The organism is Pseudomonas sp. St290 (assembly GCF_018325805.1).
GTDB classification, from domain to species: Bacteria; Pseudomonadota; Gammaproteobacteria; order Pseudomonadales; family Pseudomonadaceae; genus Aquipseudomonas; species Aquipseudomonas bijieensis.
Genome location: NZ_AP014703.1, coordinates 3,360,310 through 3,385,470, shown reverse-complemented (window position 1 = coordinate 3,385,470; position 25,161 = coordinate 3,360,310). Strand labels below are relative to the sequence as shown.

The window sequence follows — 25,161 nt, the reverse complement described above, 5'->3', positions numbered from 1 at the left end:
AAGTGCTCTTCTTCCAAACGCCGCATGTAGACTATTTGCCATAAAAATTCTCTTTCGGCTCAATCAGTTCACTGGCCTGCTTTTCGGCTTTATCAGGCATCACTACTTAGATCCAATTATTGAAGCTATGAACGGTCCTCCATCCAAGATTATTTGACTTGCATTCATACATATTTCCAAATTAGATTGTGACACCATTGTAAAACACCATAACTATTGGAGTTACCATGCAACCCATCCGAACCACAAATCATATTGACTGGGGAAATTTTCTTGACCAAGACCACAAGAAATCCGATTTCATATTGGACTTCAGCATAGACGCGGGCTTTAGCTTTTCAACTGCGCTTATTTTGCGTAAATTCAAAAAAACAAAACACCAACCAAAACCAATTGAAGCAAATTCTTTGACATGCCTCTCAAGACGAAAATTTCAGTTTGCCAACCTGATTTCCGCAGAAGGATTTCTAATTAAATCGATCAACATCCAGCAGCTTGATTCTTTATCGTACACAACTACAGACCCTTACCATATTGAGGCATGCTTTCAGATACCTGATATTGACAACTCAAAATTTAAAGAAATAATTATTAGAAGAGCACAAGGCAATAAAGCACAAGAGACCGACACCGCAACCGCTTTCTTGGTCGAGTACTTCTCCAAGCTATGCGAGTCACTGAAAGACCAAATAATTATGTTTATTGAGCTATCCGGTTATTATGCTAAATTTAAACCGTCGACTATAAATTTATACATCACGCAAAACAAAAAAACATTAAGAATCATTCAGTCAGGCACCAACTGCAACACTGCAGGCCAAAACCCTCTGCATCCAGGCCAACTAACAAGTCAAACTATTCGCGAAATATACGAATACCAGATCGGCATCTCTGACGACTTGAGAAAACTATATCAAAAAGGAGTACATTATAAATTTCTGGAGTTCCATGAAGAAAGCCTGCTGTGCTTTTACAAAATTATCGAAGACATATTCAAAACAGAATCATTCACTAAAAAATTATCGCACACCTTATTCGAAGTTGACGACCCCAAGGTCGCCTCATCAATAAGAGGAAGCAGCCAAAGGACGGTAATGATTTTTATATATCAATATCTAGTGAAAAACTTTAGAAAAAATACTACCAAAGAGAAACCACCAGAAACAAAACTCCTTCTAGATCTTATCAAGCTCAGCAACCTTCGAAATGATGTTGCTCACGGCGTAAAAAAGGTAAATATCGATGCGCACTCACTACAACTAGCCCAAGAAATGGCACTTTTCATGATGAATACTCTTCCTAACAAAAAACACTCGTAGAGCCCAAAAGAGTTACATAGATACGAAACCTCAGCGAGACTGAAATTATTAATATTCCCCCAACAGGAGAATCTAAAAATTTCATTTCTCACCTAGATATAAATCCCCATAACCTGGTGGCGTTATTTACACCTGCCGCACAACGGCATAGCGTGGCACACCACCCTAATATCAGGATATCCGCTGACTCAGTTGCGAACCGTCCTTTTCTCCGATGAAATAGATTGGCATTACGCGTTCCTGCCCTACGCGATCAGATTGAGTAGACCCTCGACCATTGACTTGTCCGATATGGCAACGAGATCGAGATGGCGGCCGTCCTGCCGCATGAGCGCTACGAGCAGGCAGGCAGTGAACGTCCAGAAGGGAGAGCCTTCTGACAGATTGTATCCGTCGATCATGGCACGAATACGCTCGGCAATGGGTGGGTAGTCATCATTTCCCCAGTGCGCTTGTGGAGGCGTCATGGCGTGGACGATGATTGCCGCGAGCGAGATCCCCATTGCCCGCTTCTGTGCAACTTGTGCGAAGCTATGACCTTCGGATCGGGCATATTGCGCAAGATTGCTCATCATCATCTCTCTCGCCCAGGTGTCGCAGGCCATCTCCTCCTCATAGCCTTGGGCGGGAGCGTCCCCGGCGGCACGGAACATGACGTGTCTCAGTTCGTGTAGGAGTGCGAAAGCGAATGCTAGGCCGACAAGGTCAAAAGCCACCATCTCCTGCGCACTGCACAAACTCGTGCGATCAGCTGTCGGCAATGGGATGTCTTGGGGCCATTCGATGTCGGCGGTGGTGTCTGCCGACCGGAGCGCAATGGCAGCGGCAATGCGTTGCTTGAAGTCGAACTCGAACTGGCCCCGCCCATGATCGGCCTTCAGCGCGACGTCGAGAGAAACGCCAGTGCTTGTGGCGAGGACCAGCGCTGGCGCGTAAACCTCGATCGCGCGCCAGGCGGAAAAGCCCAATAGCCAGAAAAAGTCGACCGTCTTAGTATCAAATTTGATCCGCTTGCTCGTCGCGTTCAATGTAAGGCCTTTCCCGCTAGCAGCGACTTCGACGGAATGGCGATGGTCGGTCCAAAGCTTGCAAAGCTCATCGCCCTTTTCAGGAACGGCGCCTCGCAACAGGCTAAGCACTATCGTCTGGTCGGATAGCTCCGTGGCCATAAATACTCTCTGCGGGGAAGTTTAGGGGGGTTAGGATCGTAAGAGATCTCGGATCCTCTCTTCAATCGTAGAGCGGATAATGTCGATAATACAGTCTTACGCAGATTCAACCTACCAAGAGACAGACAGCAGAAGTCGAGCTTGCGCGCTGTGGTGCGGGTTGCGACTAGTGCTACCAGTAGTACAAGCTACAGATGCTAGTTTCCGTCGGCGGCGAGGTATCTGTGGATCGGTCAGCAGGCGTATCCATCAATCACCCGCGTCGACCTCAGTCCAACCTTGACCACCAAGGAAGCGGCGTTCGGCGGCCATATCTTCAAGCCTTACGTCCGTCAAAAACATTCACCGACGGACAACCTTACATGATCGAGCTTTCCCTCAGTGATCTGTGCCTTTGCTGGCCCAAGCTACGTTTTTCTCGAGTTGTCTAGAATCCTGTCAAATAGAAAGCTCAACCCCTCGCCTGCCTTGAACTTCCAGATGACCCGCTCGCCAGTCTCCCGCCTAAAACTTGTGCTGTTCGCGCCCCCGTATTCTGGAAGTGAAAGCTGACAAAAAGCAGTCAGCCTGGAAAATATATCTCGATATTTACCTGAGGACTTAAGCGCGATACTGCCGACGGACAAAAATGAGGAATAAGCTAGGCTTTGTTGCGCGCGGGCAATGATTAACGCTTTGCTGTCAGGCGGATCATTCAACAGTTCAGAGGCTTGCGTAAAAATCAGATATTTTTCAAGCGCTCTTCTGGGGCACCAGAAAGACCAGAGGCCGCATACCATAATAGGTAAGTTACAATCCATCTCACCCTCATAGGTCAAAGCCCTATCCCAATCAGGTGAGATATCACTATTTCCCAGCGCTTGCAGATCCGCATCCGCACGGTACTTAAAGTATTCTGGGAAACAATCGATGGCGTCTTTCAATGCCTCAGTGAAAAAACTGGAGTGGACATTGTTGGTCAACGCATCGTTTGCCTCATGAACGATTTGAGCCTTATCAACGCCCCCACCAGAGAACATTCCGCCAAAGGGCCCATCCAGACTCCAGATTGTTGGGGCGATCTGTTTCAAGTCTTTTTCTTTGTAGTGTTCGATAGGCACGACAAATCGCCTGAACAGGTTTGCGTAACTGACTGGGAAATACCGGGCGGCAAATAACCAACCCACGACACTGTCCTTATCAAGAAGGCGCGACTCAATGTCCGAGTTTTTCAGGATCTCGTAGTCAAAGGGTATGCTTTTGTTGCTCTTCAGGCCTTCCAATTTAGTGATTAGAGGGGCGCTGGGAACCGTGGAGTAAAAACCGATGAACTTTGTGCAGCCATTGGAGTAGATAGCTGACACCGGATCGTATTCCTGATCGGCACCCACGGCGTTATCACCATGAGCATAATGCTTGCAACTGACTAGCAGAGTTTCACCATTCAATTGGACCTTGAGGTCCAGATCATTATCGGGGCCTCTTGTGGTACCTGCCAATACAACTCCGCCTAGAACCTTTTCAAAATACTCTTCCGCAAACTTTTCAAATGCATCCAGCTCGTCCTTCATCAACGCCTTTTTTCTAGCCTTTCGCAGCTTAGGGCTGGCAGAGGGAATTTCACGAAAATCCAGGATTCCCACATGACCTCCAGGTCTTTATTGCTCCACGATTAGTTCGGGTTTTTCATGGGGCTTATCGATAGATACGGCAAGACAATGCAAAAAGATTGTTGATCACGATGCTCAGCATTGGCGTCACTGCACTGAATGCGGCTAGCCCACCCGGTATTGCCATTAGACAGCAGAAGCAGCACATCACAATCCCTGACCGCCTGCAACAGGCATCCCAACTGTCCTGCATGCCATCCGCAGGAGGCGCATCTTCGTTAATCCAATCTTCAAATACCTGTTTGCCAAAAAGCTTCGTGCCTTCATCTCACGCTTGAGTTGCTCACGGATACTGCTGAGCGTTTGATCGCCGTCCGCGGGAAAGCGATCGTTACAACGACTGGACAGCATTACTTTGATTCTCTTTGAATGGGCCATCCTTGCTCCTGCCCCAATTCCGAGGCTTCAAAACTCTTTGATCAATGAATACCTTCCTGCCCTATTTCCAGATTCACCTGCCCAAGAAGCCGAAGGCGTTATGGTGCCCCCTTTCTGTTATGCACTGGTTACGACCCGCACATCTGAACCAGACACGTTCTTAATGTAGGAGTAACTGGTGCCGAGGACTGCAAGCTGATCAGCGGAGATCTTCGCTGCTGAAATGGCAGGCTGTACGATCACAAATCTGAAAATCATCTCGTGATCGTGGCACTTGTTGCGAAGCAGCTCCAAATCTATTGGGTCACCCTTGAGGATTCTGTCGAACCCTTTCGGCAGCGATTGCTGGTACCGACCCATCAATCGATTGAAGAATTTTTCCTCGGTGTGCAGCCACTTCACCGAGCGTGAGGCCTGGCCGCAAACCTCGTAGACATCGTTCACACGAGCTCCAGGTCGAGCCTCGCCATCTTTTTGGGGGCAATACTTGCAGTGGTAAAGGTCGACAAAGATTGCGTCTTTGCTCTCTTTGATTGCCACCAAATCCGCAATCTCACCTGCACCATCATCGTTGAAAATGAATGCATAGTCGTCCTCGATTCGGCTGTAGGTGAACCCTTGGACGGTGTCCTTGTTACGAGTTGCTCTCATGGACTCGCTGTGGATCTGAGTGGTCCCCCAGTCCCAAGCCTCAATCAGCGCTATCGGAAGCTTCAAGTCCAAACTATTGGGTGTGTAAAACCGATAATTGCCCTCGACCATCGAACCGTCCACGGCTAGCAGTACCAAGGGGTTCGCATCCAGGTACTGCTCAAACGAGCTCTCTTCAGCGAAAATGATCTTCACCCCAGGGCAGGAGACTTTGTAGCTGTCGTTCAGTAACCGTATCGTGATGTCAGGAAGCTGACACTCCGTGCCATCTGCTGCTATGGCGATGACGGGCACTTCTAGTGTCAGATCGTCGGTCCGCTGAGGCTTGCCAAGCTCGACATCAAGCAGGTTGAAGATCTCACCATTGAGCGCCAGCGAAATTTTCTGCTCGTTTTCGATCGCAATGGACTCAGGCCAATCCGCATAGAAGAGTCCAGTTGGCCAGGCTCCCTCAATCTTCTCCGAGCGAATCACATCCTTGAGCACTTCAGAAGGATTGATCGTGGCATTGTTGAGTTTCTGTGAGGCGCGCTTGCACCACTCAATCCAGTAAATGATGCTGGAAGAGTTCATCTCCCAGATCTTCCCTTTGTGAGAGCAGCCAACGGTGGTGCGCTGTCCATCTTCATAGCCCGTTGCGAAGATGTTGGACTTTTTCGCCGTGCCGTTCTCGATTTCACTGATGACGGTATTGATGTCACGCCCGACGTGCATCGTGAATCTCAGATCCTTGCGTGTCCTGGACAGCCCCACGTTCTGCAGCTTCATGAGCTTGATGTCGTGCAGGGTTCGGAAGGTAGGCTCACCGTTGATTCGCCTGGCATCCTTTGCAATCAAATTCAAAAAACGCGTCGCTTGCGACTCATCACCAGAGGAGTGAATGAAGAGCGTCTTGTCGGGCGCGTGGTAGTACGCCAGGTACAGAATCCAGTTCGTGTCCACAATCGCCGAGGTCTGAGCCCATCCGACGGGTGTTTCTCGTCGGGTCACCATGATGATGGTGTCTGAATCGTCGTTGATAGAAAGGAACTGCAGCGGTTCTTTCTTCTGGGAGAAGTGATTCGCTTTTTCTGGCCGCCAATGGTCGCGCTCCACATGGTAGGCGATCGCACTGATCTTGGGGTTTGGGTTCAACCCGAAGATCTCCTCGGAGTCGGCATCATCCGGGAACTGTTCAGTGAACGTCTCTTTTTCGATTTCGCGGGCGATCTTGTCTTGGCTCACATCTCGAATCACGGCGCTCCAGTCGGCACTTTCCTTGTAAAGCACTGCCATCTGGTAATCGACTTTCTGGTTGGCAATGTTTGAGACGAATTTGGCGTCGCCTAGCGTGTCATCAACCCGGGTTAGCCGACCGATGAACTGTAGCGTGACGGCCGGACTGCGATGCTGGTCGTGAATAGCCGCGATTTTCAGCTCTGGCAGGTCGAAGCCTTCGCCCAGCATGTCCACGCATACGATGATCTTGTATTTCTTCTCGACAATTTCACCCAGCAGCTTGACCCGATTCGGCACCTTGCTGTGGATGAGAATGGGTGAGAGGTCTTCATGCTTTTTGTAGAGCTCAAACAGGGCTTCAGCACGTTTTTGCGATCGTGCGCGTACCATCAGTAGGTGGTTAAAGCCTTGCTCTCGATCGCCTCGCAACAACTCTACCGCCTTATCAGCAACCATTTGGTCAGCCAACTCGAGGTTGTATTCGCGCACTGGGTGAAATTCGATCGATTTGAAGTAGCCATCGATTTGCGCATCCTTCAACGGGTAGTTGTAGATAATCTTGCCTTCAAGGGGCTGATTGTCCTCCCTGAAAGGCGTAGCAGTGAACTGCAGGCATGGCTTCTCTTTAAACGCGGTTTTCACCCGCCCCCATGTCATGGCGGCCACATGATGGGTTTCATCGATGATCAGGTGGCTGCAGAGCTCAGCCAAGGCTTGGAGGGACTCTGTGTCGAATCGCTGCAATGCTTGCGGGGTAGCGACAATTACATTCGCCTCGGCAAGCTGTTGGACATCTTCAGCCGACATTCCTGAGCCGATCGCCCTAACCACGGGGTTAAGTGCTGTGGCAGAAACAGCACCGATCTCCCGAAGTTTTTTCAGCCCGAGGCATTTTTCGACAAGCTGGGAACGCAAGGCATCTGACGGGACGAGCACCAATGTCCTTGCCAACCGCCCTGCGATAAGCAGACCAAGCATGGTATCGGTCTTGCCGGTACCCGTTGGCATCACGATCGTTGCCGTCGTGGCCGGAGACATCACCAGGTGGCCCAGTGAAGCGTATAGGGCGGCAAGCTGAGGCTTACGCAAGCCCGGCGTATTGGTATCCCGGACTGCCAGGTTGAAGTTGAAGAGGTGTTGCTGCCAGCTTTGATATACGTCTAAGTACTTCCCTGTAGCATCGACCATTGCGCTCACCAAATTGAATGTGAAAATCAGCGCTGATTATTCAATGGCCACATGCTATCAGTGAACATCATTTCAGGTGTACCCCGAAAAGCAGTGCTCAAACGCGCCACGCCCTCTGCCTTCACCAACCAACGATCGATGCCAAACAGTCCAATCTGAGATGAAGGTACACTGAAAGCCATCCGAATCCATCTTGGTCTATGTAAGAAATCGCCATTCGCGATCACTCGCAAAACTGATGCAATTGGGGGCAAAATTGGGGGCATATTTGATATTTTTCTGCCTGAAAATATCGTCCTAGAGCCAAGTCAAAATGTTTTTTGGCGACCCTGAGAGTCTTTAGGAGTCGTCTGGCAGGCTGTTCGGCTGATCATTTCTGCCTTTCCACAAACCATGGAGCTCCATTCACTTCCAGTGGATTGCCACATTGGGGGCACATCTGAGGGCATGCTTTGGATGGTTTGAAAAGGATGCCCCCAGCCAGAGGCCAAGCAGGTTATAGATGACGATGGGTGGACTGAGGGAGATATGAACCCTCGGCCCTACCTCGTATCAATGGCCAAGCCGTAGTGAGCGCACCACCCACTAAGCTGGACAAACGCGTGCAAATGTAAAAAATTATGATGGCATAATGCCTCGGCAACCTGCAAAATCCACACGTTTCCAGCGGATTTGAAGGAGCGGTTCCGATGACATGGCCAGTCATGCTGAAACTCGACAACGCAGCCTACCCGCTCAGCGTGGTGCAACGCGCCGCTTATTCCCTGTCAGACACTGTCGCGATCCAGGTCGGTATTGAAACCAATCAGATAAGCCTAACGGCCCACCCCGCTGAAGCAAGGCTTACGCTTTCCCCGGAGCAGGCTCACTCGCTGATCCTTCAGCATCTGAACGACTTCGCCCTACGCGACCATATCAACCGCGAAACAGTAGGGTTGCGCGAGGTCCTGGCCCGAGCCGCTCTCGCTGGATGTGGGGTTTCGCAGTGACACTGATTGCGACAGACGCCAAGCACTACCGCTTGCTGCCTTTTCGATTCATGCGCATGAACACGGGACATGACCGTGACATCCTGCTCACCTCCGATACCGGTGAGTACATGCACGTGAACGACGCGCAATTACGAGCCCTCAGTTACTTCGACGTTCAAGCAAGTACGCCTTTTTACAAAGACCTGCTGGCCCGCCACTTCATCTACGAACCAGGCCGCCACGACCCGTTCCCGGAAATGGCTGCGCAGTATCGCAGCCGCAAGGACTTCCTCTTCCAGGGCCCTGCTCTGCACTTGTTCGTGGTTACATTGCGCTGCAACCACACCTGCCAGTACTGCCAGGTGTCGCGGGCCCCTCTGGGAGGATCCGGCCACGATCTGTCGGAAGCGGATGCACAGGCGGCGGTCGATCGTCTGTTCGAATCGAACGCTCCCGCCTTGACTGTGGAGTTTCAGGGTGGCGAGCCGCTTCTGGCCTTCGAGCGCGTTCGCCAGATTGTCGAATGGGTCGTCGAACGGAACGTGGTCGAACAACGGGATATCCAGTTCGTCATCACCACTACACTGCACCATCTGACGGAGGAAATACTCGACTTCGCAGAAGAATATCGCATCCAGTTTTCGACCTCGCTCGATGGGCCGGCGCCCTTGCACAATGCCAACCGCCCTACCCCGTCACGAGACTCCTACGAGCGCACTGTAAAAGGCATCCAGTGGGTCCGTGAGCGCCTTGGCCATGATGCAGTTTCCGCGTTGACCACGCTGACTTCAAGAAGCCTCGAACAGCCTGAAGCGATCATCGATGAGTATGTAAGCCAGGGCTTCTCCAGCATCTCGCTTCGGCCTCTGAGCCCTTATGGGTTTGCCACCAAGAGTGCCCATCGACTTGATTACCCTATTGAGCGATACCTGGCCTTCTACAAGAAGGCACTGGCCTATTTGCTGCATATCAACCAACAGGGCGTATACCTCTCAGAGAGTTATACGAGCCTGTTGCTGAAGAATATCCTGACACCCTTCTCCTCCGGCTATGTAGACCTCCGCTCCCCTGCTGGCGCAGGCACTGCGGCGCTGGTTTACAACTATGACGGTTACGTCTATCCGTCGGACGAAGCCCGAATGTTGCTGGAGATGGGTGAAGAAGGCTTTAGGCTCGGCACCGTACACCAACCCTTGTCTGAATTACTCGCATCGCCCGTTATGAATGCGTTGCTCGCCAGTGGTGTAGCAGAGGCGCTGCCGGGCTGCTCCGACTGCGCACTTGTCCCGTACTGTGGTGCCGACCCTATCGAACACTATGCCCGCCAAGCTGACCCGATCGGACACCGAGTGTTCAGCAGCTTCTGCAAAAAGAACATGGGGCTGCTGAAGCATCTTTTCGGCCTGCTTTGCGATGGCGACGACAACGTCCAAAGGGTGCTGCTGTCGTGGTTGAACAGGCGCTCTTACAACGATGTTCGATTTCCGGGTTACAGGGGCTGATGGCGATGCTACGCAAAGATACCCACTTCGAAATCCATCATCTTAATGAGCAGAAACTGCTCAAGGTCATCACTCTGGATGAGTTCATCGAAAAAGGCTTGGCTGTTTGTGCCGGAAGCGCTGGGCTCGGTGACCTGTTGCTTTGGCTGCCGAACGAAGAACGGCTACGGAGCCCGCATCTGCTCTCATTACCAGTGGGTGGATTCCTGATCCCTGAGCCATTGATCGGCAACTTCGATAGCGCGCGGCCACACCTGCACACCCCCAAAGATGCGGATGTCGTGCAGCCCGGCGATGTCATTGCCATCACACCAGGCAACGCGTTGGTGCGAGTGCTCTATCGACGAGGCTCAGACAGCAACCTGCTGTTCATGACCGACCGTTGCAACAGCCTCTGCCTGATGTGCTCGCAGCCGCCCAAAGATATCGATGACCGCTGGCACATCGAGGAGAACCTCCGGCTGATCGACCTGATGGACCCGGGCGAAGAAAATCTGGGAATCAGCGGTGGAGAACCAACGCTTTATCGCGACGGCCTGCTGGAAATCCTGGCCAAGTGCAAAGCCGTTTTGCCACAGAAATCCATTCATGTACTCAGCAACGGGCGTCTGTTCCAAGACCCGAGCTGGATCGCAGCGCTCTCTGCAATCGGCCACCATCAGTTGAGCTGGGGCATACCCTTGTATGCCGACAATGCCGAGGACCATGACCATGTGGTGCAGGCTCCAGGCGCGTTCAGCGAAACCCTGCAAGGTCTTTACAACCTGGCGCGCGCCAACCAGATCATCGAGATACGCGTGGTGCTCAATCGCCTGACCGCGCCACGCTTGCCAGAGCTCGCCCACTACGTTTTCAGGAACCTGTCCTTCGTGCGGCATGTTGCGCTGATGGGTATCGAAAGCACCGGCCTGGCCAGGAAAAACTACGAAGATCTGTGGATTGACCCGCTGGACTATCAGGAGTCGTTGAGCCAGGCCGTGTATTTCCTGTTCAACCGAGGAGTGCCGGTTTCGATCTACAACCTGCCCCTGTGCCTGATCCCGGCCCACCTCTCGCGTTTCGCCCGGCAGAGCATCTCGGACTGGAAGAACCTGTTCATCGATAGCTGCCAGCAATGCGCAGCCGTCAAACATTGCTCCGGCTTCTTCAAATCCCACACCGACCGCTGGCAGAGCCGCGGCGTACGACACCTATCGACCGAGGCCTTTAGCGCCTACGCAAGGAGTGCACAGTGAAATTGCTTGACCGCTGGAAAGTCCTGATCAGTGGGATCACCCTGCTGCCGATGGCAGGTACCACCCTGGCACAGGCGGGCAATATGTCGCTCGCCGATGCGAACTGGCAGCCTGCCGACAAGCTGCAACCACCGGTATTTGCCGATACGCTGAATGTTCCAGACGCCGTGAACATCTATGCGGCACATCGCTCGCACAGTTCACATAGCTCCCACAGCTCGCACAGCTCTCACTACAGCGGCTCGGGTGGCTATAGCGCACCTCGCTACTACAGCCCACCCGCTACCAGCACCCGAAGCTACAGCGCGCCGAGTGCTTCGAGCAGCACCCCAAGCAGCAACAGCCTTTATCAGTCGTCTGGCACTACCAGCGGGACAAGTTCGAGCACTTCTAAGAGCCGCGCGACCAATGAGCAGAAAAGCAACCTGGTCACCCGTGTGCAGACCGCGCTGATGGTGCGCCAGTATTACCAAGGCGCCATTGATGGAGTGATGGGCAAGACGACACGTGGTGCGTTGATGGCCTTTCAGATGGACAGTGGGCTGACCGTGAATGGCCGGATGGATACGCCATCGTTGAATGCTTTAGGTATCAAGATTCCATAGTCGCTTCAGGTTAAAGCTGCGCTTACTGATGAGCAATACGTACGGATACAGAAATGGCAAGGATTGATCTGAAAGTCCCCTTCTCAGAAAAAGATGAAGCGAAATCACTCGGTGCCAGATGGGACCCAAGCCTGAAGACTTGGTACATCCCGGAAGGTGTCGACATCGCCCCCTTGGCTCAATGGCTGTCCGTAACAACGCATGCAGACTTGGAGCACGGACCTGAATTTAGTGTAAGAGCACCGTATTACTACGTCATAGAGTCCGTGTCCGAGTGCTGGGGCTGCTCTAATTTGACCCGCGTGTTCTCGTTCAAGCTGCCCGAGCAACACGAAGAGTTCGATTACTACGAGGATGAGGACGAAGATTTCGCGCTCACAAGTAACCTCGGCGAATGGAAGTGCCATGGGTATCGCGGAACGGTCTCCAACGTCGCCAGCCTCTCTCCCTTGGTCACGAAGCAGATCCATCACTTCACCAACAAGTTCAGGCAGGCCTACAGCAAAACGGCAGGCAGCCGCTACCTGATGAATCACTGCGAAAACTGCGGAGCAAAGCTCGGCGATTTCTTCATGCACAGCGAACCTGGTGGAGCTTTCTTCCCGACCTCTCCACAAGAAGCTAAGCGGATGACGCTCATCAGAATCAACGAGCGGTTCGACGCCAACTGCAGCGTTGGCTTTGCATCCGAAGATTTTTTCGACTGGATGCAGGTTCGCGAGCAATCCTAATTACCCCATCCGATCTCGGACTGCCCGAGGAACCTATACGGACTCCTTTAGCATTACGCGCTCAATCCTCCGTATTACATCACCTGCTGGACCTGATCAGCTTCAGGCTCTAGCGCAACCACTGTCGCGACATGGTTGGTGATGCCGAAAGGAATGTGCACGGATGGAGCAACTGCGCTAGTCGATTTAAGGTGCCCTGATTGGTCATCGAAGAAGATGTGTGGTTTCAATACGCCTAAAATTTTGCCTTTCTCGATGCCACCCAGGAAGAATGCGTCATTGGCCATGACACCCCAACTCTTGAGTGTATTCATCGCACGCTCATGAGACGGAGCATTGCGGGCTGTGACGATCGAGACGCGTATGCGGTTTTCGTATTTGGGATTGAGCTTTTTGTGCTTCTCCTCGACCGACTGGATTTTGGATATCCGCACCATGAATTCCTTCAGCGGCCCAGGGTTATGGGCTGCATAACGTTCTTCACTTCGTGCGCATGGAACTCAGACAATCCAGAGGCCTGCATGATTGTTTCGGACTCATCGCCGGCGAGTACGCCGTCAAAGTCGAATGCGATGCGTAGGGTTTTATCAGTTTCGTCGTCTTCGAATTTTGAATCGAGCACCTGGCCAGCCGGGTACCCGGCCTTGATAGCCGCTTCCACGTCTTTTTTGTCACCCGACAAAAATAAAGCGATATTCAGTGCTGGTATGTATTCATAAGGGGATTTTCCCTGCATGAAAATCGCCCTTGTCATCCCAAGCCCGTAGTGCTCGATAGTCTTCAGTACGCGCAGCCCAGTGTCGGGATCATTGCGCGAAAGAAGTATTACCTCGACGAGCGGATCCGTTGGATCGACGCTCAGGTCATTCACTGACAGTAAGCGCTTGATGAAGGGGAACGCTATCCCCTTAGGAAGCGGGACGTGAAGATTTTTTTGCTGAAACTTGCGGTATTCCTCCTCCCCCTGACTCTGAAACACTGCGTCCGATGCCAGCAAATCAAACACAGCGCTGGAAGCGACGCCGATCACCAGGCGATTTTCTAACTCGTAGGGCATTGGAACCTCTCTTGATGCCTCTAAACGCAGATATTGATGGGCATCAAACATGCCGATCGATTTCAGGGCGGATCGAGAAGCACACATCGCGCGCCTCCTGCATGCACAGTCAGGCATATCAATCTTCAAATCAATCAGCAGGTTGCTTTATGTAGGGGGTTGACTCTGAGCCACCCATCACCTGATCGCCGGACGTCGGCCTCAAGCTATTCCCCTGAGAGAAGATGGCATAATATGCCACCAATCAAAAGTATCTGTTTACGTGAAACTGGAGCTAGTTATGGCAACGCGAAACGTTGTGCTCACCCCTCACCAGGAACAGGTTATCCATGACTTGGTGCAGTCCGGCCGTTATCAGAATGCCAGCGAAGTGATGCGAGAAGGTTTACGTTTATTGGAGCAGCGCGTCGCCGAAGACACCGCCAAAATTGAGGCACTGCGTCAGGCGACCTCGATCGGCATCATGGATCTTGAGCACGAGCGCTTTACTCAGGTGAACGAAGGGGATCTGGAGCACTACCTTGAGGGCTTGAGCCTGGAAGCAACCCTCCCCGCGAGAGAGAAACACTGAGCATGCCGCAGTATCGGATTTCCAACCCGGCGCGCGCCGACATTGTCGACATCCTTAGGCTCTCCCAGACGCAGTTCGGCGATCAAGCACGCCAGCGCTACCAGACGCTGATCCTCGCGGCGTTGCAAGCGCTGGCCGACACGCCTTATCGCATTGGCAGCAATGACCGCGATGAGCTTGCACCGGGCCTTCGCAGCTATCACCTCATCTACTCACGCCAGCAGGCCAAACAAACCCATGGAACGGTCAAAAGCCCACGCCATATCGTGTTCTATCGTGTGGCAAACGACGACGTGATCGAGGTTGTCAGACTCCTTCATGACGCCATGGAAGTGCAGTTGCACTTGCCTAACGACTGATCAGCGACCTGGCCCAACAGCTTAACTGGTCAGGAATAGCTAAGTCCGTCGGAGATCGCCATTCGCGATCACTCGCACACTCGGTACGAATGGGGGCAAAAGTGGGGGCATACAAAAGTGTTGTCGACCTAAAAACATTGTCCTAGAGCCTAGTCAAAATGTTTTTTGGCGACCCTGAGAGTCTTTAGGCGTCGTCGGGTGGGCTGTTCGGCTGATCATTTCTGCCTTTCCAGAAACCATGGAGCTCCATTCACTTCCAGTGGATTGCGCCATTGGGGGCACATCTGAGGGCATGCTTTAGATGGTTTGAAAAGGATGCCCCCAACCTAAGGTGTAACATTCCCCCGTGTCGAAAAAATCACAAGCCGCTGTTCCCAAACCGCCGTCAAGCGCTCTCCGATCCACTTCGATCAATGGCTGAATGTCCAACAAAGTCAAAACCCGGCGGATCAATTCGAAATACTCCTTTGCGATTTCCAGAATGTTCCGAAGCCCGAGAACCCCGGTCGATTTTTTCAATGGAATATGTATTGGCCGGACGGCTACATCTCTGCGACTGAAACTGCTTGAACGAAAATATCAATCGGCCCTATTTCTGAAGGGCGTACGCAGGGTTCGTGGACGTTCAACTCGAACCTACCAAGCTATCGAAGCTGCGAGTGTAGGTTCAGGTCTGACGTATATACCGGAAGAGCTAGCACGGCCTTACATCGAGAACGGTAACCTGCAAGTCGTGCTCAATGACTGGGCGCCGAGCGTTCCTGGGCTTCATATCTTCTACGCAAACCACCGCCAATCTTCGCCCGCACTGTCGCTGATCGTTGGGGCACTGCGCTTGCGGCGTTGAACAAACGTGCCGGTGCCTTGCGTTCCTGAGCGTAAAACTGATGTGCTCAGCGTCACTCTCTTACAGACCACACACTCATGAAGAATCGGTCATCGACCCCGCGAGTGCTGAGTTGAACTGGTTCGGTTTCGACTGAGACTCTGGACAGAATCGTCGACTGGATTGTCTTCATGTACTTCTGAAAATGTGCAGACGCCATACGGCTTCGATATGCCGCCTCATCTGCATAGATCTCGAAGAAGTGCAGCCAATTTGGGTGTTCTTTTTCCGCCACCGAGTAATAGCCCGCAGGTCCGGTTCCTGTCCACGCGGGGCCTTGGCCTGGATTACTGAGCGCTGCTCACGGATTCATTCTGAAAACGCCAGTTATCAGCTGCAACCTAGTGCCATAGGCTCCCACACTGAACACCGGCTTCAGCAACACCTACTGCGAATGGAGACGTTGATGAACACTAAAACCCCCACCGCAACGGGAGCTGGGATAGAACTCTCCCGACGACAAGTGCTGATAGGTACCGCAGGTACTGCGGTCACGGCCGTATTAGCGAAGGTCGATGATGCCCAAGCGACTGCCAACACGAAATCAGCAGCGCAGAGCCCACCAGGCAGTCATGTGACGTTTACCCTCAACGAGCGGCGAGTTGCCTTGGATGTCGACAACCGCAGCACGCTCCTGGACGTCCTTCGAGAAAGGCTGCATTTAACCGGCACCAAGAAGGGTTGTGACCACGGCCAGTGCGGTGCCTGTACGGTGATCGTAGAAGGTCGACGAATAAACGCGTGCCTCACGCTTGCGGTCATGCATGAAGGTGACAGCATCACCACCATTGAAGGGCTCGGTACGCCGGACAACCTGCACCCTCTGCAAGCGGCATTCATCAAGCACGACGGCTACCAATGCGGTTACTGCACGCCTGGGCAGATTTGCTCGGCAGTCGCGATGCTTGAAGAGATAAAGGCCGGCATACCCAGCCACGTCACCAGCGATTTGATCGCCAGTAGCACCGTCACAGCCACTGAAATTCGCGAGCGCATGAGTGGAAATATCTGCCGTTGCGGGGCGTACTCCAACATCGTCGATGCCATTCAAGAGATAGCCGGAGATGAGGCATGAAATCCTTTACTTACGAACGAGCCACCTCTTTGCAGCAAGCAGTTAATGCCGTTGCCAATAACCCGGGCGCCCGATTCATCGCCGGCGGTACTAATTTGCTCGACTTGATGAAACTGGAAATAGAAATCCCCCAGCACCTGATAGATGTAAACGGACTGGCGCTCGATGAAATCACCCCGACTGAGGACGGCGGGCTAAGGATCGGCGCCATGGTGCGTAACACTGACTTGGCTGCTGCGCCTCAGGTGCGTCGAGACTATGCCGTACTATCCAAGGCGCTGCTCGCGGGAGCGTCAGGGCAATTGCGCAACAAAGCCACAACGGCAGGCAATCTATTGCAACGCACCCGGTGCGCCTACTTTTACGATACCAATCAGCCTTGCAATAAGCGGCGTCCGGGTGCCGGCTGCTCTGCAATCGGTGGCGCCAGTCGGCAACAAGCGATCGTCGGGGTCAGCGATGCCTGCATTGCAAGCCATCCCAGTGACATGGCTGTGGCGATGCGAGCATTGGGCGCAAGGGTAGAAACACTCAACTCGGACGGCCAAGTTAGAACGATTGATCTCGCCGACCTTTACAGCGCACCGGGGACCACCCCACATATCGAGAACATCCTGAACAACGGCGAACTGATTACTGCCGTGACGCTGCCTAAACCTTTAGGGGGCGAGCATATCTACTACAAGGTTCGTGACCGCACCTCCTACGCGTTTGCGCTGGTTTCTGTCGCGGCGATCATACTGCCAGACCGGACGGGGCAACTCGCCCTGGGAGGCGTGGCGTACAAGCCTTGGCGAAGTGAAGAGGCCGAAGCTTATCTGCCTGATGGCGCGAAGGCCGTAGCCACACATTTGCTGGCTGCCGCTAATCCTACCGCGCAGAACGCCTTCAAGATCAAACTGGCGGAACGGACAATTGGCCTTGCGCTTTCCACCGCATCTTCCTAAGCGACATCACCGACATTGCACGGCTGCGGTCGATTGACCAGGAGTAAGCCTCATGAAGTTTGATACGCCTGCGAGCACCAATCCCATTGATCAAATGAAGGTGATTGGTCAACCCAAAGATCGAGTTGAAGGCAAACTGAAAACAACCGGCACGGCGACCTATGCTTACGAACAACAGGCCGCTGTCAGTCCCCCCGCCTACGGCTATGTCGTGGGTTCAGCAATCGGCAAAGGTCGAATTTCCTCAATTGATTCGAGCGAAGCACGCCAAGCCAGTGGCGTGATTACAATCGTCACCTATGAGAATGCGGGTCGACTGGACAAGGGCGAATTTTACGTTGACCGCGCACTTGCCGGCCCAAAGATCGATCACTATCACCAGGCCGTAGCCATTGTCGTCGCACAGACGTTTGAACAAGCCAGGGCTGCTTCGACTCTGCTTCGGGTCTACTACGTAAGAGAGCCTGGGGCCTACGACCTCGCCGCACAGAGAGCGTCAGCCAAGACACCCGCGCCGGGTGCGTTCGGCCCTCCTCCCCACACCGCGATCGGGGATTTCGAAGGCGCGTTCAAGCAGGCAGCCGTCACCCTCGACGGCCATTACACTACCCCGGATCATGCCCACGCGATGATGGAGCCTCATGCCACCATCGCTCAGTGGCAGGGAGACAAACTGACGCTATGGACATCCATTCAGCAGATGAACTGGGGTGTCAGAGACCTCGCTAAAACGCTAGGCATCTCCAAAGACAACATTCACCTGATCTCACCCTACATCGGCGGCGGCTTTGGTGGAAAAGGCACCATCCTGTGCGACGCCGTATTGGCGTCTCTTGCCGCTAGAGCGGCCGGGCGCCCGGTGAAAGTAGCACTCCCCCGCCCGCTCATGTTTAACAACCTGACCCATAGACCCGCGACGATTCAAAGAATCCGGCTCGGTGCAAATCCGGACGGCACACTCACTGCCGTCGGCCACGAGAGCTGGTCTGGCAATCTGCGCGGTGGTCGCACTGAAGCGGCCACCGCATCGACCCGAACCTTGTATGCGGGCGCAAACCGCATGACACGCTTGTATCTCGCCGAACTCGACCTTGCCGAAGGTAGCGCCATGCGCGCGCCGGGTGAAGCTCCAGGCATGATGGCACTGGAAATTGCCATGGACGAAATAGCTGAGAAACTGGGGATTGATCCTGTGAAGTTTCGCGTCATCAACGACACTCAGGTAGACCCGGAGCAGCCTGATCGCCGGTTCTCTCAGCGCCAGTTAGTCGAATGCCTGCATACGGGAGCCGATCATTTTGGCTGGGCTCGGCGTAGTACCCAACCGGCTAAAGAACTACATGACGGTTGGTGGGTCGGGCTGGGGATGGCGTCGGCGATTCGAGGCGCACCCACGACAAAGTCCGCTGCGCGCGTGCGACTTGATCGCAAAGGCATGGTCACCGTCGAAACCGACATGACCGATATTGGCACCGGTTCTTACACAATCATTGCTCAAACGGCTGCGGAAATGATGGGCGTGGACATGGACAAGGTGAACGTCTACCTGGGCGACTCAAGATTTCCGGAGTCATCGGGTTCAGGCGGCCAATGGGGCGCAGCCTCATCCACGGCGGGCGTCTATGCTGCTTGTGTGAAACTTAGAGAAGCGGTCGCAACCAAGTTAGGCCTCGATCCGACAAAAGCCGAATTTATCGATGGTCACGTCCGTGAAGGGTCGAAAAACCTACCATTGGCACAAGCGACAAGAGACGGCGACTTGCAGGCCGAAGACGTCATGGAGTTTGGCGACTTGGCTAAGCAGTATGCCCAACAAACCTTTGGCGCTCACTTCGTAGAGGTTGGTGTAAACGCGGCCACAGGAGAAATTCGCATTCGTCGCCAGTTGGCAGTGTGCGCAGCAGGCAGAATACTCAACCCCAAAACAGCACGTAGTCAGATCATCGGGGGAATGACCATGGGCGCGGGTGCAGCACTTATGGAAGAAATGATTGTGGATCACCGCTTGGGCTATTTTGTTAATCACGATCTGGCTGGCTACGAAGTACCGGTGCATGCCGACATCCCCCACCAGGAGGTTATTTTCCTGGATGAAGTTGACTCCTATGCGACTCCGCTGAAGGCTAAAGGTGTAGGCGAACTCGGTATTTCAGGAGCGGCAGCGGCGATTGCCAACGCTGTTTATAACGCTACCGGCATAAGGGTTCGTGATTACCCCATTACGCTCGACAAGTTGATTGACCACTTGCCCGCTGTGGGCTGACCTTACCGCTTTTGCTTCGGAGTCATCAATGCAACTGAGCCGCACGAACCTGGCAGATATTGTTTATTTCCTTGCCATCGCTCGGCATCAAAGCTTCAGAAAGGCGGGGCTGGACGTGGGCATCAGCGCGTCTGCGCTGAGCCATGCCATGAAAGGTCTGGAGACACGGCTTGGCGTTCGACTGCTCAATCGCACCACCCGAAGCGTGACACTCACAGCAGCTGGTGAGGAGCTGCAAAGCCTCATCAGCACCCCGGTCAATGATATCGGACAGGCGCTGGAGACCCTGAACCGGCTACGCGATGAGCCAGCCGGGCGTATCCGCCTGAACGTGTTGAGCGATGGCGCAAAACTGCTGCTCGGCCCCGTTCTTCCGGTTTTCATTGATCGCTATCCGGACATCGAGGTTGACCTCACCGTGACTAACCGAATGGTCGATATTATCGGCGACGGCCACGATGCAGGGATTCGTTTCGGCGGGACGGTGCCCGAAGACATGATCGCTCAACGACTCTCTCCCGATGTGGCATGGGCCGTCGTTGGCGCGCCTGATTACCTTGAGCGATTCGGCACCCCGCTACATCCGGAAGAGCTGTACCAACATCGTTGTTTACGCGTGCGTCTGGGGAATGCACGCATTTACCACTGGCAATTCTCGAAGGAGGATCAACAGATGGAGATAGACGCGCCGGGCGCCATCACTATCGATGAGACCCGCGTTGGTGTGGCGATGGCAATGCGCGGCGCCGGCTTGATGTATGTTCCTGCGAAGGTCGTCGAACGACAGATCACGGAAGGCTCCCTGCGGCGAGTCCTTGAGGACTGGGCTCACCATGACCCAGGCTTTCACATCTACTACTCAAGCTTCAGACAAGTTCCCGTAGGCATTCGCCTACTGATTGACCTCATCCGCGAACTCGAACCCATGGGGCCACTCCCCTAGCGACTCAGCTCGCCTGGCGCTTGGTGAACACATCGCTAAATACCGGCACGGCTGAGAAGGCGTTAGGCCATCCAGCATAGAACGCCAGATGTGAAAGCAATTCGCAAGCCTCGGTCTGCGTCAGGCCATTGTCCATCGCACGATTAAGGTGGTAACCGATCTGCGCAACCTGACCGTTTGCAACTAACGTCGTAACAGTAATCAGGCTACGGTCTCTGGGCGCAAGACCCGGACGCAGCCAGAGATCGTTGAATAACGCACTGGTGGTGAATTTCACTAACCCTGGCGAAACCGGGCCAACAGATTTGTCGACAGCTGCAACGCGTGCGTCTTCGGCAGCCTGATCGATAGGCAATAGCACGGGCGACACCGGCGCCAGTTGGTCAGAGGCTATGCCATGCTTGCTAAACACCTCTTTGGCAATCGGCGCTGCTCCAGCGGCGTTACCCCAACCCGAATAAAATGCGAGATGGTTGATAGTTTCGGACAACTCCAAAGGCGTCACCCCGTTCTTCAACGCCAGATCCAGGTATGCCGCCAGCTCAGTTGTCTGACCTCGCGCAATCAGCACGGCGACCGTTGCCAGGCTCCGGTCACGGGGAGACAACTCTGGGCGCTTCCAGACCTCACCGAGCAATAATGTGCCAGCGTTGTGAGCCATTACCGGTGATGCGGCGTGTATATCGGCTGAATTTGACATGTGCGAAATTTCCTTAGTCCGCGCCCCCTCGGGGGTGGCGCATGCAGACAAGCACAGCGCTAAGCCTGCTGCTGCAAATGTTCGAATAATCATAATGAAGCGCCGTACTGGGCTTCGGTAACTGGCTCAAGCCACTCGACATTTTTGCCGTCAAGCGTCTCTTGAATGGCCATGTGAGTCACGCCGGTCGTGCTCGTTGCGCCATGCCAATACTTGACGCCAGGCGGCGTCCATATCACGTCTCCAGGCTTGATGACCTGTTTATCAGCGCCCTCTTGTTGAACCCATCCGGTACCCATTGTGACCACCAACATTTGTCCCAACGGGTGGGTATGCCACATCGATCGCGCACCCGGTTGAAAGGTCACATACCCTGCCGAGACTTTCGACGGTGCCCGTGGGGCGAAGAGAGGGTCAATTCGTGCATGCCCCACAAAATTAGCTGGCGGCCCGATTAGGGATGCCTGCTCACCATTTCTCACGATCGTCATGGATTGCTCGGAGGGGGCATCAGCAGCGCAGGCGTTAAATGCGATGGTGGCCAGCAGGGCGACTGCAGGCATGGCTGCTCTTGGGCGCATCGGTAGCTCCTTGCTCAATGAATAGAGTTGCGAACAACCTAATTGATGTCTCTACGTTCAACTACCGGCTGTTTGGTTTATGCACCGATGAGCAGCCCTCAACAATAGGCCGGTGTGCGCTCAGCGCTGGGCTTGCGCAAACGTCGGCTGGCGCGAGCGATGGTCCGAGACCTCGCGGGATCGCCCGGGGACCGCTTCCATACTCCCACCATTGTCGTGAAGGCGGTGGCCGAGGCACTCAAGCGTTCCCGGCCCGCGTATTTTGCAGCCCGGTTGTTCGCTTCAAAGACGCAGCAGACGTTCGGCATTACCGTGAGCGATGAGTGCTTTCTCCGCATCGCTAATTGGGAGTGCGTCGATGAAGGCTCGCGCGCCATCCAGGCTTTGGTAGGGATAGTCGATGGAGTGCAGGATGCGCTCAGACCCCATCAACGAATGAACAAACTGAAAGTGCGGCAGCGTCAGCATGCCACTGGGGGTGACGTACACATGCTCACGATAAGTCTGCACGATGGGTCGTTTCAGGCCAGAGGCCTCCTGCGGAATGGAGTCTTCCAAACGCTGCAGGTAGAACGGCACCATTTCCCCCCAGTGTCCGCTGATGACCTGCAGATTTGGATAACGGTCAAACACACCTGCAAGCAATAAACGCACGACGTGAATACCGGCTTCGTTGTGCCAACCCCAAGCGAACATCGACAGGCGAGCGGTTAGTTCGCGATCAAATCCACCGTAGTAAGGGGCCTGCACCGCCGGCAGCGGCAGGCCGGGATGGACGAACAGCGGCACCTGCATTTCATCGAGCGCTGCCAGGATCGGTGCATAGCGCGGATCGTCCAGAAACGTTTCGCCAGGACGGCCGTTGATAAGTGCTCCTTTGAGGCCCAGCTCCTTTACTGCCCGCTCCAATTCCCGTGCAGCTGCTTCCGGCGCCTGCCACGGCAGGGTTGCAAAGCCGGCGAAACGTTCTGGATGGGCTTGGGCAGCCTCGGCCAGCCTGTCGTTGGCAGCTCGATTCAGTTCGACGGCTTCTTGCGCAGGCAACAACTGGGGGAACCCACCATAGGAAAGCACCTGCATGCCAATTCCCGCCGCGTCCATGTCCGCCAAACGTGCGGCGCCCATCTCCAGTGCCTTTCTTGCCGACTCGCTGGCCGCAACCACATGCGGACGACTGTCATCCGTGACATTGCAACCGTCGGTTACGCGATTACCCCAATCAGGAAGATAAGGAGCCTGCGCCAGTGCGCGCATTTGCGTAGCTTTACCAATGGCAGAATCGAGTACATGTTCTTCGACACAGATCAGTTTCATGATGACTTCCTGGGTTCCGAAAAGTGATCGCCCTTCACGAGCGCTCTCTGTCGCCTTCAAAGCGTGCCCGTTGCCAACGTCGGCAAATGGTTGTGAACGGCCAATCAAACCGATAAAGTTCTAGCCGTCGAAAGAGTGCTGGCCGGATGGTAGCCCGGTCGCTGTTCCACGGAACGGCAACTCCTCCCCATGGGGTATCCGCGACACCTAGCCCGGCTTGCCGGTTGCGAAGGTGTGCCCGCGGATACCTCATTAATCGTCGGCACACCTTCTCTATCAACACGGAAGGAAAGACGATGAAACTTACAGACAACACCATTCTCATTACTGGCGGCGCAACAGGCATCGGCTTGGCGCTGGCAAAACGCTTTTCCAGCGAAGGCAATAAGGTCATCATCTGCGGCCGTAGCGAGACCGCCTTGCGGCAGGCCAAGGACGCGGTGCCGGCCTTGGTTACGCACGTCTGCGACGTGGCCGACGCGGTCAGTCGCCGTGCATTGGTTCAGTGGTTGAAGACCCACCATCCGACCCTGAACGTCCTTATCAACAATGCCGGCATCCAGGCGCATCGCGACTTCACCACCGATCCCGCAACGGACAGCTTGGATCAAGAAGTGGCGATCAATTTCACTGCGCCCATCCACTTGATTGCTGACTTGTTGCCTACGCTCAGGCTGCAAGCCCAAGCCTATGTGATTAACGTCAGTTCGGGCTTGGCCTTCTCGCCCATGGCTGACGTGCCGGTCTACTGCGCGACCAAGGCCGCGATTCACTCCTTCACGCTCAGTCTGCGGCATCAACTCAAGACGACCGGCATCCGAGTGATCGAGATCGCCCCGCCGATCGTCGATACCGGACTGGGTGGCGGCGCCCGCAGCGAAGGCACCGTCAATCACATGATGGTCACCCCCGACGACTTCGCCAAGGAGACGCTTGAGCAACTTGCCGAAGGCAAGGATGAAGTGTTGATCGGTGTTTCGGCCAAGACACGCGAGCTTGGAGAAGCCATGTTCGAAAGAATGAACAGCCTCGGCTGATTCGAACCCAAGCGGGCCCTGAATGATCGTGGCTGCATGCTGCCTCCATATCGGAGCCAGAATCGTGCCAGCCCCGATGACAAAATCGGCAGACGAACCACTTCCGTCCCTCCGTCAGGTCGTCGCCTTCAACTGGGCGACGACCGCTTTGCCCACGCCACGCGCTGAGGCTGGGTTTTGGCCGGTCACCAGGTGCCCATCGGTTACCACTTGCTCTGACCAGTTAGGGGCTGGCTGATGCAGTGCGCCGCGCGCCTTTAACGTGCTCGCCAGCAAATACGGCACAACCGTGGTGTACTGGACCTCGGCCTCTTCCTCATCCGTGAAGGATGCGAGCTTCTTGCCGGCGACGAGATAGCTGCCGTCCGACAATGTCGCATTCACCAGCGCGGCCGGGCCGTGGCAAACGGCCGAGACGATGCCGCCGGCCTCCCATATCTCGCGAATGACCTTCTGCACAGCCGCGCTGTCCGCAAAGTCCCACATCGTGCCATGGCCGCCGACGAAGAAGACCGCCGAGTAGCGCGAGGGGTCGAGATCGCTGAGCACCAGGGAATGAGCCAGTGCGTCTCGGAAGCCCTTGTCCTTCCAGTAGTGGTCGTTGGTTGAATCGGACAAGTCAAAGAAGTCGATCGGCGGATGACCTCCTCGGATGGAAGCGATCTCCACCGCAATCCCAGCTGCCTCGAAGACTTCCAGCGGATGGGTCAGCTCAACCATGGCGAAACCGGTGGGTTCGCCACTGTCGCCGCGGATCGGATGGCTGGTGACCACGCACAGGATGGGTTTGATCGTGCTTGTCATGTTTTTAC

22 protein-coding genes and 1 pseudogene are annotated in these 25,161 nt (G+C 54.3%); 14 read left to right on the top strand and 9 right to left on the bottom strand.

Annotation, left to right across the window (positions count from 1 at the left end):
• Positions 1-227 precede the first annotated feature (227 nt).
• Positions 228-1,319, top strand: a complete 1,092-nt coding sequence (locus PBDP_RS14940) for a hypothetical protein (protein ID WP_212802464.1) — start codon at positions 228-230, stop codon at positions 1,317-1,319.
• A 245-nt stretch (positions 1,320-1,564) separates the two neighbouring features.
• On the opposite strand, the gene PBDP_RS14935 is transcribed toward PBDP_RS14940, so the two are convergent.
• The 4 genes from PBDP_RS14935 to PBDP_RS14920 form a co-directional block, all read right to left on the bottom strand.
• Positions 1,565-2,488, bottom strand: a complete 924-nt coding sequence (locus PBDP_RS14935; protein WP_212802463.1) for a phage exclusion protein Lit family protein — start codon at positions 2,486-2,488, stop codon at positions 1,565-1,567.
• Between the two features lie 407 nt (positions 2,489-2,895).
• Complete coding sequence (locus tag PBDP_RS14930) at positions 2,896-4,110, bottom strand: PDDEXK family nuclease (protein ID WP_212802462.1); 1,215 nt, start codon at positions 4,108-4,110, stop codon at positions 2,896-2,898.
• A 174-nt stretch (positions 4,111-4,284) separates the two neighbouring features.
• The gene (locus PBDP_RS14925) at positions 4,285-4,515 is read right to left on the bottom strand and encodes a hypothetical protein (RefSeq protein WP_249411856.1); all 231 of its coding nucleotides are present in this window, start codon (positions 4,513-4,515) and stop codon (positions 4,285-4,287) included.
• A 117-nt stretch (positions 4,516-4,632) separates the two neighbouring features.
• A complete protein-coding gene (locus PBDP_RS14920; RefSeq protein ID WP_212802461.1) occupies positions 4,633-7,572 on the bottom strand; it encodes a DEAD/DEAH box helicase in 2,940 nt (979 codons plus the stop codon).
• Between the two features lie 689 nt (positions 7,573-8,261).
• Here PBDP_RS14920 and hxsD point away from each other — a divergent pair.
• From hxsD to PBDP_RS14895, 5 genes are read left to right on the top strand one after another with little or no spacing between them, the layout of a single operon-like run.
• A complete protein-coding gene (gene hxsD / locus PBDP_RS14915) occupies positions 8,262-8,561 on the top strand; it encodes a His-Xaa-Ser system protein HxsD (RefSeq protein WP_212802460.1) in 300 nt (99 codons plus the stop codon).
• Complete coding sequence (gene hxsB / locus PBDP_RS14910) at positions 8,558-10,045, top strand: His-Xaa-Ser system radical SAM maturase HxsB (protein WP_212802459.1); 1,488 nt, start codon at positions 8,558-8,560, stop codon at positions 10,043-10,045. The genes hxsD and hxsB overlap by 4 nt, the downstream gene beginning before the upstream one ends.
• Positions 10,045-11,280 (top strand): His-Xaa-Ser system radical SAM maturase HxsC, encoded by a 1,236-nt coding sequence (gene hxsC / locus PBDP_RS14905; protein ID WP_212802458.1) that lies wholly within the window; start codon positions 10,045-10,047, stop codon positions 11,278-11,280. The genes hxsB and hxsC overlap by 1 nt, the downstream gene beginning before the upstream one ends.
• Positions 11,277-11,885, top strand: a complete 609-nt coding sequence (gene hxsA, locus PBDP_RS14900) for a His-Xaa-Ser repeat protein HxsA (RefSeq protein WP_069023878.1) — start codon at positions 11,277-11,279, stop codon at positions 11,883-11,885. Before hxsC ends, hxsA begins: the two co-directional genes overlap by 4 nt.
• A 53-nt stretch (positions 11,886-11,938) precedes the next feature.
• Positions 11,939-12,616 (top strand): DUF5710 domain-containing protein, encoded by a 678-nt coding sequence (locus PBDP_RS14895; RefSeq protein WP_212802550.1) that lies wholly within the window; start codon positions 11,939-11,941, stop codon positions 12,614-12,616.
• A 74-nt stretch (positions 12,617-12,690) separates the two neighbouring features.
• Here the strand turns inward: PBDP_RS14895 and PBDP_RS14890 are convergent.
• Positions 12,691-13,673 (bottom strand): annotated as a pseudogene (locus PBDP_RS14890) (5'-nucleotidase).
• Positions 13,674-13,953: 280 nt separating this feature from the next.
• On the opposite strand from PBDP_RS14890, the gene PBDP_RS14885 reads away from it, so the two are divergent.
• From PBDP_RS14885 to PBDP_RS14855, 7 genes are all read left to right on the top strand, one after another.
• On the top strand, positions 13,954-14,244 hold the full coding sequence (locus PBDP_RS14885; RefSeq protein ID WP_212802457.1) for a type II toxin-antitoxin system ParD family antitoxin: 291 nt from the start codon (positions 13,954-13,956) through the stop codon (positions 14,242-14,244).
• Between the two features lie 2 nt (positions 14,245-14,246).
• Positions 14,247-14,603 carry a type II toxin-antitoxin system RelE/ParE family toxin gene (locus PBDP_RS14880; RefSeq protein ID WP_212802456.1) on the top strand — a complete coding sequence of 119 codons (357 nt, stop codon included), beginning with the start codon at positions 14,247-14,249 and terminating at the stop codon, positions 14,601-14,603.
• A gap of 421 nt (positions 14,604-15,024) precedes the next feature.
• On the top strand, positions 15,025-15,450 hold the full coding sequence (locus PBDP_RS30315; RefSeq protein WP_109754038.1) for a LysR substrate-binding domain-containing protein: 426 nt from the start codon (positions 15,025-15,027) through the stop codon (positions 15,448-15,450).
• Positions 15,451-15,895: 445 nt separating this feature from the next.
• Complete coding sequence (gene paoA / locus PBDP_RS14870) at positions 15,896-16,564, top strand: aldehyde dehydrogenase iron-sulfur subunit PaoA (protein WP_109754037.1); 669 nt, start codon at positions 15,896-15,898, stop codon at positions 16,562-16,564.
• The gene (locus tag PBDP_RS14865) at positions 16,561-17,511 is read left to right on the top strand and encodes an FAD binding domain-containing protein (protein WP_109754036.1); all 951 of its coding nucleotides are present in this window, start codon (positions 16,561-16,563) and stop codon (positions 17,509-17,511) included. Before paoA ends, PBDP_RS14865 begins: the two co-directional genes overlap by 4 nt.
• A gap of 52 nt (positions 17,512-17,563) precedes the next feature.
• Positions 17,564-19,774, top strand: coding sequence for an aldehyde oxidoreductase molybdenum-binding subunit PaoC (gene paoC, locus PBDP_RS14860; RefSeq protein WP_109754035.1), 2,211 nt, complete (start codon positions 17,564-17,566; stop codon positions 19,772-19,774).
• A gap of 28 nt (positions 19,775-19,802) precedes the next feature.
• Complete coding sequence (locus PBDP_RS14855; RefSeq protein ID WP_109754034.1) at positions 19,803-20,717, top strand: LysR family transcriptional regulator; 915 nt, start codon at positions 19,803-19,805, stop codon at positions 20,715-20,717.
• Between the two features lie 4 nt (positions 20,718-20,721).
• Here the strand turns inward: PBDP_RS14855 and PBDP_RS14850 are convergent, their stop codons facing one another.
• The 3 genes from PBDP_RS14850 to PBDP_RS14840 all read right to left on the bottom strand — a co-directional run bounded on the left by PBDP_RS14850 (position 20,722) and on the right by PBDP_RS14840 (position 23,312).
• Positions 20,722-21,510 carry a carboxymuconolactone decarboxylase family protein gene (locus tag PBDP_RS14850; protein WP_109754033.1) on the bottom strand — a complete coding sequence of 263 codons (789 nt, stop codon included), beginning with the start codon at positions 21,508-21,510 and terminating at the stop codon, positions 20,722-20,724.
• Positions 21,507-21,998: a (R)-mandelonitrile lyase gene (locus tag PBDP_RS14845; protein ID WP_178082487.1), complete on the bottom strand. Its 492-nt coding sequence runs from the start codon at positions 21,996-21,998 to the stop codon at positions 21,507-21,509. The genes PBDP_RS14850 and PBDP_RS14845 overlap by 4 nt, the downstream gene beginning before the upstream one ends.
• Positions 21,999-22,280: 282 nt before the next feature.
• The gene (locus PBDP_RS14840) at positions 22,281-23,312 is read right to left on the bottom strand and encodes an amidohydrolase family protein (protein WP_212802454.1); all 1,032 of its coding nucleotides are present in this window, start codon (positions 23,310-23,312) and stop codon (positions 22,281-22,283) included.
• Positions 23,313-23,608: 296 nt separating this feature from the next.
• Here PBDP_RS14840 and PBDP_RS14835 point away from each other — a divergent pair, with 296 nt between their 5' ends.
• The gene (locus PBDP_RS14835) at positions 23,609-24,349 is read left to right on the top strand and encodes an SDR family oxidoreductase (protein ID WP_109754031.1); all 741 of its coding nucleotides are present in this window, start codon (positions 23,609-23,611) and stop codon (positions 24,347-24,349) included.
• Between the two features lie 114 nt (positions 24,350-24,463).
• On the opposite strand, the gene PBDP_RS14830 is transcribed toward PBDP_RS14835, so the two are convergent.
• A complete protein-coding gene (locus PBDP_RS14830; RefSeq protein WP_109754030.1) occupies positions 24,464-25,153 on the bottom strand; it encodes a type 1 glutamine amidotransferase domain-containing protein in 690 nt (229 codons plus the stop codon).
• Positions 25,154-25,161: the final 8 nt, after the last annotated feature.

Coding starts and splice junctions, on each gene's coding strand:
- PBDP_RS14895 (WP_212802550.1), top strand. CDS start 11,939: ATGGCAAGGATTGATCTGAAAGTCCCCTTCTCAGAAAAAGATGAAGCG.
- hxsD (WP_212802460.1), top strand. CDS start 8,262: ATGACATGGCCAGTCATGCTGAAACTCGACAACGCAGCCTACCCGCTC.
- hxsC (WP_212802458.1), top strand. CDS start 10,045: ATGGCGATGCTACGCAAAGATACCCACTTCGAAATCCATCATCTTAAT.
- PBDP_RS14885 (WP_212802457.1), top strand. CDS start 13,954: ATGGCAACGCGAAACGTTGTGCTCACCCCTCACCAGGAACAGGTTATC.
- PBDP_RS14935 (WP_212802463.1), bottom strand. CDS start 2,488: ATGGCCACGGAGCTATCCGACCAGACGATAGTGCTTAGCCTGTTGCGA.
- PBDP_RS14925 (WP_249411856.1), bottom strand. CDS start 4,515: ATGGCCCATTCAAAGAGAATCAAAGTAATGCTGTCCAGTCGTTGTAAC.
- PBDP_RS30315 (WP_109754038.1), top strand. CDS start 15,025: ATGTCCAACAAAGTCAAAACCCGGCGGATCAATTCGAAATACTCCTTT.
- PBDP_RS14830 (WP_109754030.1), bottom strand. CDS start 25,153: ATGACAAGCACGATCAAACCCATCCTGTGCGTGGTCACCAGCCATCCG.
- PBDP_RS14940 (WP_212802464.1), top strand. CDS start 228: ATGCAACCCATCCGAACCACAAATCATATTGACTGGGGAAATTTTCTT.
- PBDP_RS14880 (WP_212802456.1), top strand. CDS start 14,247: ATGCCGCAGTATCGGATTTCCAACCCGGCGCGCGCCGACATTGTCGAC.
- PBDP_RS14845 (WP_178082487.1), bottom strand. CDS start 21,998: ATGCGCCCAAGAGCAGCCATGCCTGCAGTCGCCCTGCTGGCCACCATC.
- PBDP_RS14835 (WP_109754031.1), top strand. CDS start 23,609: ATGAAACTTACAGACAACACCATTCTCATTACTGGCGGCGCAACAGGC.
- paoA (WP_109754037.1), top strand. CDS start 15,896: ATGAACACTAAAACCCCCACCGCAACGGGAGCTGGGATAGAACTCTCC.
- PBDP_RS14920 (WP_212802461.1), bottom strand. CDS start 7,572: ATGGTCGATGCTACAGGGAAGTACTTAGACGTATATCAAAGCTGGCAG.
- PBDP_RS14855 (WP_109754034.1), top strand. CDS start 19,803: ATGCAACTGAGCCGCACGAACCTGGCAGATATTGTTTATTTCCTTGCC.
- PBDP_RS14850 (WP_109754033.1), bottom strand. CDS start 21,510: ATGATTATTCGAACATTTGCAGCAGCAGGCTTAGCGCTGTGCTTGTCT.
- paoC (WP_109754035.1), top strand. CDS start 17,564: ATGAAGTTTGATACGCCTGCGAGCACCAATCCCATTGATCAAATGAAG.
- PBDP_RS14865 (WP_109754036.1), top strand. CDS start 16,561: ATGAAATCCTTTACTTACGAACGAGCCACCTCTTTGCAGCAAGCAGTT.
- PBDP_RS14840 (WP_212802454.1), bottom strand. CDS start 23,312: ATGAAACTGATCTGTGTCGAAGAACATGTACTCGATTCTGCCATTGGT.